The organism is Shewanella sp. UCD-FRSSP16_17, from assembly GCF_001675935.1.
GTDB lineage: Bacteria > Pseudomonadota > Gammaproteobacteria > Enterobacterales > Shewanellaceae > Shewanella > Shewanella japonica.
In genome coordinates, this window is record NZ_LZFV01000001.1 from 101,528 (window position 1) to 114,748 (window position 13,221).

Genomic DNA, 13,221 nt, shown 5'->3' on the forward strand with positions numbered 1-13,221 from the left:
ATTAGTCTCATGGATAGAGAAGGCGTTAGTACCAATGACGGTCAGTAATTTTTATTTTAATGGTTTCAATCGGCATATCGTTGTTGTTCCGAGCAGTGCATCAACACCTTCTGGTTTCCAGTTACAAACCTTTAGCCAAGCTAATGAAATTGAGCAGTTGGTCAATGAAATAAGTCCACATTTGGTACGTGATAGAAATGCCTTAATGCAAGGGCGCGCATTAGTATTGCAAGCGGGCTTGAATGCTTCGTTAAATCGAAAACAAATCGTCACCAAATTAAATGAAGCAATTTCACGTAACCTATTACGTGTTTATGTTGAAACCCCTAAAGCAAATATTCAAACTTCTACCGAAACGGCCTCACTCGGAAACAGCTCAAGTAAATCTAAAGCGCCTGTTTCAAGTAAAGGTAAGCAGACTGCTCAATCAACTGAGTCAGGCACTATTGCTAATTCGACTCCAACTGAAGTACCAATTGATCAACAAGAATGCCGCAGTGATCCAGTGTCTATGTTATCTGGCGAGGAAATTTTACCGTTAACTGATTTTGAAATTAATGGCCTAATGCCGTTAACTTGGCGACGTTTATATCGCTCTAGTAAAGTTGAACGCAATGTTGGGCTTGGTTTTGGTTGGCGACATAACTTTAGCTTACAACTCAATCACCAATATCAAGCTCCTCCCAAAGTGGGGCCGAAAAAGCCAGGTAAATACTGGTTTGAGCTCACTGATGAAGAAGGCCGAGTACATGTTTTTGATGAAGTTAAACGCGGCCAAACCAGTATTCAAAGCACGACAGGTTGGTCGCTAGTTCATCAAGCTGATGGTCGACAGGTATTATTAAAACCAGATGACAGTCATTGGGCGTTTAAAAAGCGTCAAATTGACAATCAAGATGTGTGGTTACTAGAAACGATTAGTAATCACCAAGGCCAATATTTTCAGCTGAACTATGATAAGCAAGGCAAGCTTAATCAAATAACCACAGGGCCTAAACGCGGTGTACTTCTTAGTTATAACGCCCAAGGTAACTTACTAAAAGTTGCTTCTTATATACTTGACGAGAAAGGTAATAAGCAGCAACACCCTGAACTCCTTGCAAGCTATCAATATGATGACCACCAAGCCTTAATTGCAGCAACTGACATGAATGGTCTAGTAGAACGATACAGCTATCATAAACCTAGCCAAACTCAGGGAGCTAAAGCTTCAACCCGAAGTAATCACAAAACAACTTATTTATTAAAAGCCAGAACTCGAGCTTCAGGATTTAGCCACCACTTTTTATGGGATGCTGAGGACGTAAACGCTAAATGCATAGAGCAGTGGGGTGATAATGAGATCTATCACTACCATTTTTCTTATGATTCACATCCAAGTGGCATGCGAAGTCATTGTGTTGATTCTCTCGGAAATAAAGAAACATTCGTTCATAATTCTCAAGGTTTACTGATTGAACATCATAATGCTAATGGTGCGGTGACACGGCATCAATATGACAGTGTTGGGCGCAAAATAGCGACCATTGATGCAAACAATAATCAAACCCAATTCATATACAATACCTCAGGACAAATTGAAGCCATTATTCATGCTGATGGTGGTGTCACACAATTTGAATATAACCGTTTAGGTCAGTGTATTCTGACGCAAGATCCGATTGGCCGAACGTTTACAAAGCAGTTTGATGCAACAGGGCGCATTTTATCTGAAAGTCATTTTGATGGTCGTCAGCGGTATTTTCGATACAATGATTTTGGACAAGTAACTCAAAAGACAGAGCTTGATGGTGTTATACATCGATATCATTGGGATAGAGATGGCGAATTATTAGCAACACAAATTGGCGATGCTTTAACTCGCTATAGCCATGATCGCTTAGGACGAGTAAATGCAACAATTAACCCGAAAGGTTTAGTTACTGAGTACATTCGCGACCCCAATGGGCAAATAATTGAAGAAAAAGCATACCCTCAGGATAAGCCTGAACAGGCAATTATCACCCAATATCAGTTTGATCAAGCAGGTAGAAAAATTAGTCAAAAATTGTTGGCTGATGAAGCAGTTGTTGATGAAAACGCATCTGATTTAAATAATGCAAATCAGAGCGATATTGAAACGCTGCTTAGCTATGATGGATTAGCTCAACCGTGTCAACAAACTTTTGCAGATGGTAGTTGGCTTAAATTCTTCTATGATAAAGAGCGTAATTTAAACAAAATTGGGCGAAGTGATGGTGCTCAATATCGAATTGAATACACCCCGACAGAACAGCCCCAAAAATTAATCGGATTTGATGGTCGCGAGCAGGTTTACCAATATGATGCCAATGATAAGTTAGTGGCAGTAAACGACAGTGACATTCGTTTTATTGAATTAAAGCGTGATGCACTAGGTCGTATTATTCAACAAAGCAGTCATGTAAAACTTGATGCTAATGTTCATTCTGCTACGTTAAACACTCAAAATTTTTACCAATATGATGCCATTGGCAATATCACTCGCGCGCATAATCAGCATCGCACGCTAGAGCAAAAATATGACACTAAGGGTAGAGTCACTCAGGTCAATCAAGGTGCATGGCACTTATCTTATCAGTACGATGCTAAAGGTAATCGAAGTGGCTTAACCTTACCTGATGGAAGCCAAGTAAATTATCAATATAATCGTAATGGCCTATTAGCGGATATTGGTGTTGTACTAACTGATAATCAGCAAACTATCGATATTGCTCAATATCAATATACAGATGCTGGCTTATTAGAGCACACAAGATTAGGTAATCAACTCGAATTAACCCACACGTATGATGCTTATTCAAGGCTTACTGAACAGCAGTGGCAACACGCTAAGTTTGCAGAAAGTGAAAGCGAGAGCGCAAGTGAAAGCGAGAGCGCAGCAACAACTGTGTCAAGTTCACCGCTATTTGAACATCGACGCTATCATTATGATAATCAGCACCAGCTTAAAGCATCTGAAAGTCAATTAAACCGCAATGGCCTGCAGGATGAGAATAAGCCAAATGTCGATTTAACCCAATTTGAATACAATAAAATTAGCCAATTGATTAGCCATTCGCGAGAGAGTGAAGCAAAAGTATTAAGCGCGAATGGTAAGAGCGGTATTGCCTCTAACGCCAGTGCAGTAAAACATCATCACAAAGAACAGTATCATTGGGATGCATTTGGCAACCCGACTCAACATATTCGTCAACATGACGCTCAGGTATTAACCACTGAACAAAATCGTCCAGATAAATCCATTCAAGATGTGGTCGTTAACAATGACCGATTAATGAGCATGGCAGGAGTGGATTATCGTTACGATGCAAGCGGTAATCAGTTAAGCCAAATTGGTATTGGTAACAAGCAACAGCGCGGTTTTAATGGCTTAAACCAGCTGATTCAAATCAATGTAAACGGCGCACTCACGCAGTATGAATACGATGCATTAGGCAGGCGCAGTGCCAAAATTACAGAGCAAGGTCGGACTGAATTTATATGGGATAACAATCAGTTAATTGGCGAATGCTTTCATGGTGAATTTACCTGGTATATCTACCAGCCTGATACTTTTACACCCGTTGCCTTAATTAAAGCCGGAGAGATTTATTATTATCATTTAGATCAACTCGATACACCTATCTATGTAACAGATGCTAGTACGAATGTGGTGTGGCGTAATCAATTAGATGTGTTTGGTAAAGCCTCTGATGATGTTGTGGAAAGTAAAGCTGAAAGAGTTGATGAGTACGAGCATTTAATAACTAATCCTATTCGTTTCCAAGGCCAATATTTTGATGATGAGTCAGGTTTACATTACAACCACTATAGATATTACAGTCCCGAGCAAGCTCGGTTTATTCATCAAGACCCAATTGGGTTAGTTGGCGGTTTCAACCATTATCAATATGCGCCTAATCACGTTAATTGGGTTGATCCATTTGGGCTACTTTGTAAAGAAGGTCGAGAAAAGTTATCGGCCATGCTGAATACATTAGTTGGTAATGGTATTGATAAACAAACAAAAGAGAAGATACTACAAAGTGCCATTGACAGCGCAGCTATCACAGACCCTGAGGCCAAATTAAAAATACAAAAGCCTGATGGGGTGAATAAATTAAATTATGCCTACACACTTGAGTCAATGGATGAAATTAATGACACCATAACAGTGCAACGAAATATTGGTGGACAAATAAAAGAAATGGATTTGACCATCGAAGAGTTCGCTGGCATGCATGAATTTGATGGTAAAGTGGTCGATGAAGAATGGGCTACCAAAGGCATAATTAAACAAAATAATGCAAGGCCATTATTTTTAGCGAAAAAGAAACAAGGTTCCGAGGCGATACATATCCTCACAGAGAAAGAGAAGGAAGCATTAGCATCTCATCTAGATGAACGTGATGAGGCGATAGCGCTGCGTGGCGAATACGGCACAAAAGCATACAATCAACAGATTTCCCCTATTAATAAAAGCACAGAAATTATTGGTGAAAAAGCTGCAGATATGGCCGTTAAAGCGCAATATCCAGGTTATGAACGGATTCACCCTGAAAGCTTAGACAGGCCCAGCCCCGGAGCGGGGAGTTTTGATATGGTCTATCAGAATGCCAACGGCGATGTCATTATTGTCGAAGCAAAAGGCGGTAATAGTCCGTTAGGAAAAAAACGGATTGGAAAAGTAGATTATCAACAAGGCACGGCGAAATATGCACAAGCGATAACAATGGAAATGGGGGAACGAGATAAAGGCAGTACAGATAAAATATCGGCAAAGGCAATTGAAAAAGCATTCGATAGAAAGAAAAATAAAGTTCAATACTTACATGTAGAGACATCGATTAATAAAACTGCGCGTGGTTCATCCGTTAGTGAAGTGAGAATTTCTGAGTTTGATATTAGCAATTAATAAAAGGTTAAAAAATGAAAGTAGCAAGAGCTTATCAGCCTGATTTTGAAAAAAACCCTTTGGATGACTGGCTAGAATTTCCACGAGAAGAAATTGAAGAAACCCCAGACTATTTTGGTGATTATCGTGATAATTTAATAAGCTGCGCCGATAAGAGGATTAGACTTGCCCGCTGGCTCACATGGGAAGAGCAAACCCCAGAGGTTACAAAAGAATCGGCCACAGGCTTGCGGTATGCTGCTAAAATGTATGCCAGCTTTTTGAAATTAGGAATAAATCCAGAGCAAGAGCAGACATTGACTATCTACGACTTACCCACAGTCACCTGGAATGGTAAAGGAATGCTGGCACAGGGGTATTTGGCGCCACAAGAATGGTTTGATGCATATTTTTTATCCGTGATTACTCGTGATACCGAAAGCATGAATAGTTTGGCGGATTTTCCTATCGAAACCATGAAACAAAGTGCAACACAAGCTGACCCCGTTATGTATAGTTTGGTTGAAGTGTTTCAGGCGTACCACCATGGGCGTGCTGACTACCCGAGTGTGTTAGGCCGTGCGATGAAGGAGCTTGTTGACGATGGTGATGACTGGTCGTTAGATATTGGCATGGGTTATTTAGAAACCTTTGCAGCACTCACCACGAATATGGATATAGATTTTAACGAGGTACTAGCCAAAAACCTAACACTCCAAGAAAAATATCACATCAGAGAATCGGGGCCAGACCGTGCACCAGTGAAGTCATTTCTTTCATTACAACTACTTGGTATGGCATGTATGTGGCACGACCGAGGGAATCAAGTCACCGTTGAGGCTGACGCACTACCGCGCTTTTTAGTTGAAGGAACGTATTTTTAATTTAGTATTTCAAATTAAGTCTTAATTTGCTTTTGCGTATATTGCAATTCTAATGAATATGACTGGCTTTTTGAAAGTTAATATTTGACAGGGATGGAGATAATGTTCGGTTTGGTAAAAAATTTTGACGTACATATGTGCTCAGAAGTGAAAGGTGTTGTGTTATTGGATGGAAAACCAGTAACGGGTGCAGTTATTAATCGTAGCCTAGAGTTCGCTTATAAAGTCGAAAAAGAAGATTTAACTAAAACTGATACAGATGGTCGATTTTATCTACCAGCTATTAATATCAATTCAAAAATTCCAGGTGATATGTTTTCACAAGAAACGACGTCTCAGTATATAACTGTGACTTATAAAGATGAAACCTATGTACTTTGGAGCATTAATTTAAGAGGAATCACTGAACTAGTTGAGTATAAATCAAAGTTAGCTAGTTTAAATTGTGATCTTTTATCTTCAAAGGTTCATTTTACTATTCCTAATTTGAAGAATCGTAATTTGGATTTTAGTGGTTCGGGGATTTGTCGCTGGGAAAAAGATTTTGAAATTTATGAAGTAGACGATGGAATTGATTACTTCGAAAACTTTTAACAATAAATACAAAGGATTGTAATGAACACTTTATCTCCTACTTTAGCTGTGGAACTGGCTGAATTTGCTTATAAAAGCCTAAAAAGCAATAAAAACGGTGTCACAGATACCAGCATGTTAATTAATAGAAATTTTGCTTTTAGTAGTAGCAATTCAAAATTGGTCGGTATAAGTGGCACTGTGGCAGAACATGTTTTAAATCACTCCAGTGGGTTTGGTTTTTTTGGGTTAGGTAAAAAAGGAGGTCAGTTTGCTGGTGATGTTGTAATTGCTTTCAGAGGTACTGCTGGGCTTGCTGATACTTTGACCGACCTGCATTGTGGGGTTACGGTTGGGCCAAACTATAAAGCTGTACATGCTGGCTTTAATCGCACTTTTGAGTCTATAAAACCTCAGTTAGCAACTTTAATGGCAAAAGCTGGCAATCGTCCCGTTCATTGTGTCGGTCATAGTTTAGGTGGAGCTTTGGCTACATTGGCAGCGAATTGGATAAGATCGCAATACAAAGTCAATGTGAATTTGTATACTTTTGGTGCACCAAGAGTGGGTTTTGGTCCCTTTGCCTTGCAAACAGAAACAGAATTAAATGGTATATATCGAGCTGTGCACAGAAGCGATCCCGTTCCGATGGTACCTGTTTGGCCCTTTGTGCATGCGGGTAATGAATACCGCCTTAGTTCCTGTGTTTCTTTCAATGCTTCTTCTCATAAAATGGCTGGGAATGCACCTGGTTACCTCAATACGGCAGCTAAGTATTCGAGCTATAAAGAAATGCAACTTGGTTCAATTCAGAATCTAGCAATAGTGCGTCTACAATATGATAAGAGACATTTAGCAAGTTTTAATACGCATTGGTCAGACAAAATTGGGGACGCTTTACTTACTTTATTGCGTGAAAGTGGAAAGATATCAAGTATTCTAGCGCAAGCAGCGGTTGGGGGGGCATTAACATTATACGATGCTCTTGCGAGAGGGGTTGTTGAAATATCAAAAATGACGACTGAGTATGCAGCTGATGCTAAAGGGTTATTGGGACATATTTTAAATTTCGTCGGCAAACCCAGTGTCAAGGTAGTTGATATTACATATAAGTTTGTAAAAGATCTATTGATGCTGATGTTAGACAAGTTAAACACACTAGTTCGCGCTGCTATACCAGCTGTAAGTGTCTATATGTAATTCTTCATTATTCGCTGATGCAAGCTTATGCTTTGTATTATTTTGCTCTAGATCATGCATTTAGTTACTGTTTTACTATTGATGATTCAACAATGAATTAAATTCATCTAAATTATTTTCGCACTATAGCTGAGCAAGCATGTTTTACTATGGTGCGAAATTTACAACCTGGTTTATCCTTCTTTTTTACAAATAGCTGTTATTGACCTTTAAAAGCACAATTACTTCGCCGTTTTTCCTTAGCTATAGTGTCTAGTTATAATTTACTTTGTATACTTATAACTTTTTTGCATAAAAATGTTGCTTTGCAAGCATATTAAATTACTTTTCACGGTTTTAGTGCATGGTTTGATTGTGTGGGAATGGAGTGAGAGTCATACTATATGGCCTAATTGACTTTATAACCTTGCGAGGTCTACTTTCTCTTAAACGGCCAAATACCTCAATGAATAATTATGTGTTTTTGTATGGTTATCTTAGTTTCTTTTTAAGTATCGGACTGTTATTGCTAGTGGCGCAGGCAAGGGCAATTAATTCACACGCTATTATCGTGCTTATTTTAGTTAGTGATAGGTGTTTGTTTGAAGAATTGTGGGCTATTGAGAGTGTACGGTGGCATAAAGTCTAATCAATATTTACTAGTTAAATCTTCTCATTCAGGTTTGCATGAATTTCAGGCAATAAAAAAGCGCCTTATAGGCGCTTTAGAAGTTAATTTAATACGAATTAACGCTTATCTAAACTAACAAAATCACGGTCTTCTGAGCCAGTGTATAACTGACGTGGACGACTGATCTTATGACCTGGTTGGTCAAGCATTTCTTTCCAATGAGCAATCCAWCCAACTGTACGAGATAGTGCGAATAGCACTGTAAACATACTTGTTGGGATACCAATTGCTTTCATGATGATGCCTGAGTAGAAATCAACATTTGGATAAAGCTTCTTAGAAACGAAATACTCGTCTTCAAGTGCGATACGCTCAAGTTCCATTGCTACGTCAAGTAGTGGATCTTTAACGTTTAATTCAGCTAAAACTTCATGACAAGTTTCACGCATAACTTTCGCACGAGGGTCGAAGTTTTTATATACACGATGGCCAAAGCCCATAAGACGGAAAGGATCCGCTTTGTCTTTTGCACGTGCAATAAATTCTGGAATGCGGTCTACACTGCCAATTTCTTCAAGCATGTTTAAGCAAGCTTCGTTAGCACCACCATGAGCTGGACCCCATAATGAAGCGATACCTGCCGCGATACATGCAAATGGGTTAGCACCTGATGAACCTGCTAAACGTACTGTAGACGTAGAGGCGTTTTGCTCGTGATCCGCATGTAAAACAAAGATTCTGTCCATTGCTTTTTCAACAACTGGATTGACTTTGTATTCTTCACATGGGACAGCGAACATCATCGATAAGAAGTTACCTGCGTAACTTAAATCGTTGCGTGGATAGACGAAAGGTTGGCCAATTGAATACTTGTAGCACATTGCTGCAATCGTTGGCATTTTAGAAACTAGGCGGAAAGCCGCAATTTCACGATGTTTTTCATCATTTACATCAAGAGAATCTTGGTAGAACGCAGATAATGCACCAGTAACGCCACAAAGCATTGCCATTGGATGTGCATCACGACGGAAGCCTCTAAAGAAAGAAGCTAATTGTTCATTAACCATTGTGTGGTTTTTTACCATTGCAACAAACTCTTCGTATTGAGTTTTGCTTGGTAATTCACCGTAAAGCAGTAAGTAACAAACGTCTAAATAGTTAGATTCAGTCGCTAGCTCATAAATTGGATAGCCACGGTGTGTTAGTACACCTTTTTCGCCATCAATGTATGTAATTGCAGACTCGCAAGAGGCTGTTGCTAGAAAACCAGGATCGAAGGTGAAATGACCTGTCTTTCCTAATTTACTGATATCGATTACATCAAAACCAGCAGTTCCCTGCTTAATTGGTAAATCGATTGAATCATTCCCCGGTAACTCTAATTTGGCTATATTGTCAGCCATACCCCGTTCTCCTTACTTCATTCTTTTCTGTGAGTGCGGCATGTTAAGCGGACATTACTTTACAGTGAATCGTGATCACATTTCAATTTAAATAAGCGTTTAAATTTATTAGACCATGGTATAAACCTTGCTAGACGCCTTGCCAGCTGTGGTTTGTTTGCAAAAAAAATGCAAAAAAACAAATTTTGCATAGTGTGATGTTTGTATTTGACAATGGGCTTGAGTATACTTGCCTGCGTCCACAAAGGGCGACAGACATCACATTTTTGAAAACATTTTTTACCTAGCTAAATTAGTGGTTTCTCAAATAGTTAAGTGTTTGATAGTAGTCTGTTATGTTTCAACATTTTGTTTACATATGTGTGTTGGTGTTGCAAATAGAAGCAAAGCAAGATGAATAATAAAAATAATGCTCAATGGAGCTGAGTGAGCAGAACGTGAAAAAGCAAAGACCTGTCCATATAGACCTACAGACCATTCGCTTTCCTGCAACAGCGATTGCGTCAATTCTTCACCGTATTTCCGGTGTTATCATGCTGTTTGCTGTCGGTATTCTTATTTGGATGCTAAATGAATCTTTAGCATCTCCTGAGAGTTTCGCTGGCCTACAATCTCTTTTTGATAACTTGCTCGTTAAGTTTGTTATCTGGGGAATTCTTACTGCGTTGGGTTACCACTTAATCGTTGGCTTACGTCATCTGATTATGGATACCGGTCGTTGGGAAGAGTTAGCCTCAGGCTTAGCTTCAGCAAAAATCGCCTTTGTACTTTCAGCGGCGTTTTCAATCATTGTGGGGATTTGGGTATGGTAACTAATGCAGCAAGCCTTGGACGCAGTGGTGTTCATGACTTTATTTTAATTCGTGCTAGTGCCGTAATTTTAACCTGTTATACCATTTTTATGGTGGGTTTTATTGCGTGTAGCGCCCCATTAACTTACGAAATCTGGCATGGCTTATTTAGCACTTTGCCGATGAAAGTATTCACTCTGCTAGCGTTAGTCGCTGTGCTTATTCATTCGTGGATTGGTATTTGGCAAGTGCTAACTGATTACGTTAAAAATGTATCAGTACGTGGATTACTTCAGTTCGTATTTGTCGTAGCGGCTTTTTGTTATCTAGCTGCAGGCATCATTATAGTGTGGGGTGTTTAAGTGGCTATTCCAGTTCGCGAATTTGACGCAGTAGTGATCGGCGCTGGTGGCGCTGGCATGCGAGCGGCTTTACAAATTTCTAAAGAAGGTAAGAGCTGTGCGCTTTTATCTAAAGTATTCCCAACACGTTCTCATACGGTTTCTGCGCAAGGTGGTATCACTGTTGCGTTAGGTAACGCCCATGAAGATCACTGGGAACAGCACATGTACGATACCGTGAAAGGTTCTGATTTTATCGGCGACCAAGAAGCGATTGAGTTTATGTGTAAGACAGGTCCAGAGGCGGTTATCGAGCTTGAGCAAATGGGTCTTCCATTCTCACGTTTCGAAAACGGCACTATTTACCAGCGTCCATTTGGTGGCCAATCAAAGAACTTTGGTGGTGAACAAGCGGCACGTACTGCAGCGGCAGCTGACCGTACTGGTCATGCTTTGCTTCATTGCTTATACCAACAAAACGTTAAACACAAAACTGAAGTGTTTTCTGAATGGTATGCATTAGATTTAGTTAAAAACGATGACGGCGCAATTGTGGGTTGTACTGCAATTGAAATCGAAACTGGCGAGATTGTTTACTTTAAGTCGAAGGCAACAATTTTAGCAACGGGTGGTGCAGGGCGTATTTACGCTTCTACTACTAATGCTCACATTAACACTGGTGACGGTGTTGGTATGGCAATGCGTGCTGGTGTTCAGATGCAAGACATGGAAATGTGGCAATTCCACCCAACGGGTATTGCTGGCGCAGGTGTACTTGTAACTGAAGGTTGTCGTGGTGAAGGTGGTTATCTTTTAAATAAAGATGGCGAACGCTTCATGGAGCGTTACGCTCCAAACGCAAAAGATTTGGCTTCTCGTGACGTCGTTGCTCGTTCAATGATGACTGAGATCCGTGAAGGTCGTGGATTAGATGGTCCATTAGGCCCGCACTGTTTACTTAAACTTGATCACTTAGGTAAAGAAACATTAGAAGCGCGTCTTCCTGGTGTTTGTGAACTTTCTCGTACGTTTGCGCATATTGATCCAGCAGATGGCCCAATCCCTGTATTGCCAACATGTCACTACATGATGGGTGGTCTACCCGCTAAAGTTAGTGGCCAAGTTGTTCGCCAGAACGAAGATGGTTCAGAGCAAGATATCGTAGGCTTATTTGCAGTGGGTGAGATTGCTTGTGTATCAGTACATGGTGCAAACCGCTTAGGTGGTAACTCACTGCTTGATTTAGTGGTATTTGGTCGTGCTGCAGGTCAGCATTTAGGTAAAGCGTTAGACGAGACTGCTGATCCTAAAGCACCTTCAGAAGAGCAAATTGCTGCTTCACTTGATCGTCTTAATCGCTGGGAAAGCAATAAAGAAGGTGAAGATCCTGCAGTAATCCGTAAAGACTTACAGTTATGTATGCAGCTTAACTTCTCTGTATTTAGAAGTGGCGATGCAATGGCTGAAGGCCTTAAAGAGCTTAAGAAGATCCGTGAACGTTTAGCTAACGCCAAGTTATCTGATAATTCTTCAGAATTTAATACTCAACGTATTGAGTGTTTAGAGTTAGATAACTTAATGGCTACAGCGATTGCAACTGCTTATGCTGCTAACTTCCGTACAGAAAGCCGTGGTGCGCATTCTCGTGAAGATTTCTTAGACCGTGATGACGATAATTGGTTATGTCACAGTGTCTTTGATCCTGTCACTGAACAAATGACTAAGCGTGAAGTCAACATGGAGCCTAAGCTTCGTGATGCATTCCCGCCTATCAAGCGTACTTACTAGGAGAAGCCACGATGAAATTGGAATTTGCAGTTTATCGCTACAATCCTGATGTAGATACTAAGCCTTATATGAAAGATTACAGCTTAGAAGTGGAAGAAGGTACCGATATGATGGTACTGGATGCACTGATGAAGCTGAAAGAGTCAGACCCTGAGTTATCATTTAGACGCTCATGCCGTGAAGGTGTTTGTGGTAGTGATGGCGTGAACATGAATGGTAAAAATGGTCTAGCGTGTATTACGCCTGTTTCAACATTTAAGGGTAAGAAAATTGAAATCCGTCCTTTACCAGGCATGCCTGTAGTGCGTGATTTAATTGTTGACCTGACTCAGTTCTACACTCAATACGAAAAAATTAAGCCGTTTCTTATCAATGATGAGAAAACGCCGGCTCGTGAACATTTACAATCACCTGAAGAGCGCGCTCATTTAGATGGTTTGTACGAATGTATCATGTGTGCTTGTTGTTCTACTGCTTGTCCATCGTTCTGGTGGAACCCGGATAAATTTATCGGTCCAAGTGGTTTATTGCATGCTTACCGCTTCTTGATTGATAGTCGTGATACGGCAACTGAAGAACGTCTAGCTGGTTTAGATGATGCTTACAGTGTGTTCCGTTGTCATGGCATCATGAACTGTGTTGATGTTTGTCCTAAAGGATTAAACCCAACTAAAGCAATTGGCCATATTAAGTCAATGCTATTGAAGCGAGCAGTATAAATGCACAGTTTAGAGCTA

9 protein-coding genes are annotated in these 13,221 nt (G+C 40.2%); 8 read left to right on the plus strand and 1 reads right to left on the minus strand.

Going from position 1 to position 13,221, the window contains the following annotated elements; all coding sequences use genetic code 11:
• The first annotated feature begins 34 nt into the window (after nt 1-34).
• From A9267_RS00445 to A9267_RS00460, 4 genes are all read left to right on the plus strand, one after another.
• On the plus strand, nt 35-4,915 hold the full coding sequence (locus A9267_RS00445) for an RHS repeat-associated core domain-containing protein (RefSeq protein WP_065107839.1): 4,881 nt from the start codon (nt 35-37) through the stop codon (nt 4,913-4,915).
• 14 nt (nt 4,916-4,929) lie between these two features.
• Nucleotides 4,930-5,778 carry an immunity 49 family protein gene (locus tag A9267_RS00450; RefSeq protein WP_065107840.1) on the plus strand — a complete coding sequence of 283 codons (849 nt, stop codon included), beginning with the start codon at nt 4,930-4,932 and terminating at the stop codon, nt 5,776-5,778.
• Nucleotides 5,779-5,880: 102 nt separating this feature from the next.
• Nucleotides 5,881-6,372 (plus strand): DUF6795 domain-containing protein, encoded by a 492-nt coding sequence (locus A9267_RS00455; RefSeq protein WP_065107841.1) that lies wholly within the window; start codon nt 5,881-5,883, stop codon nt 6,370-6,372.
• Nucleotides 6,373-6,393: 21 nt separating this feature from the next.
• Nucleotides 6,394-7,551: a lipase family protein gene (locus tag A9267_RS00460; RefSeq protein WP_065107842.1), complete on the plus strand. Its 1,158-nt coding sequence runs from the start codon at nt 6,394-6,396 to the stop codon at nt 7,549-7,551.
• A gap of 726 nt (nt 7,552-8,277) precedes the next feature.
• Here the strand turns inward: A9267_RS00460 and A9267_RS00465 are convergent.
• Nucleotides 8,278-9,564 carry a citrate synthase gene (locus A9267_RS00465; protein ID WP_055023362.1) on the minus strand — a complete coding sequence of 429 codons (1,287 nt, stop codon included), beginning with the start codon at nt 9,562-9,564 and terminating at the stop codon, nt 8,278-8,280.
• 416 nt (nt 9,565-9,980) lie between these two features.
• Here A9267_RS00465 and sdhC point away from each other — a divergent pair, with 416 nt between their 5' ends.
• From sdhC to A9267_RS00485, 4 genes are read left to right on the plus strand one after another with little or no spacing between them, the layout of a single operon-like run.
• Entirely contained in the window at nt 9,981-10,376 is a 396-nt protein-coding gene (gene sdhC, locus A9267_RS00470; protein WP_065107843.1) for a succinate dehydrogenase, cytochrome b556 subunit, read from the plus strand.
• A complete protein-coding gene (gene sdhD, locus A9267_RS00475) occupies nt 10,370-10,717 on the plus strand; it encodes a succinate dehydrogenase, hydrophobic membrane anchor protein (RefSeq protein WP_055023360.1) in 348 nt (115 codons plus the stop codon). Before sdhC ends, sdhD begins: the two co-directional genes overlap by 7 nt.
• The gene (gene sdhA, locus A9267_RS00480; protein ID WP_055023359.1) at nt 10,718-12,484 is read left to right on the plus strand and encodes a succinate dehydrogenase flavoprotein subunit; all 1,767 of its coding nucleotides are present in this window, start codon (nt 10,718-10,720) and stop codon (nt 12,482-12,484) included.
• 11 nt (nt 12,485-12,495) lie between these two features.
• Nucleotides 12,496-13,203, plus strand: coding sequence for a succinate dehydrogenase iron-sulfur subunit (locus A9267_RS00485; RefSeq protein WP_055023358.1), 708 nt, complete (start codon nt 12,496-12,498; stop codon nt 13,201-13,203).
• Nucleotides 13,204-13,221: the final 18 nt, after the last annotated feature.

Bases quoted from the DNA above. Each gene is read 5' to 3' on its own strand.
- A9267_RS00445 (WP_065107839.1), top strand. From the start codon at position 35: ATGACGGTCAGTAATTTTTATTTTAATGGTTTCAATCGGCATATCGTT.
- A9267_RS00450 (WP_065107840.1), top strand. From the start codon at position 4,930: ATGAAAGTAGCAAGAGCTTATCAGCCTGATTTTGAAAAAAACCCTTTG.
- A9267_RS00455 (WP_065107841.1), top strand. From the start codon at position 5,881: ATGTTCGGTTTGGTAAAAAATTTTGACGTACATATGTGCTCAGAAGTG.
- A9267_RS00460 (WP_065107842.1), top strand. From the start codon at position 6,394: ATGAACACTTTATCTCCTACTTTAGCTGTGGAACTGGCTGAATTTGCT.
- sdhC (WP_065107843.1), top strand. From the start codon at position 9,981: ATGGAGCTGAGTGAGCAGAACGTGAAAAAGCAAAGACCTGTCCATATA.
- sdhD (WP_055023360.1), top strand. From the start codon at position 10,370: ATGGTAACTAATGCAGCAAGCCTTGGACGCAGTGGTGTTCATGACTTT.
- A9267_RS00485 (WP_055023358.1), top strand. From the start codon at position 12,496: ATGAAATTGGAATTTGCAGTTTATCGCTACAATCCTGATGTAGATACT.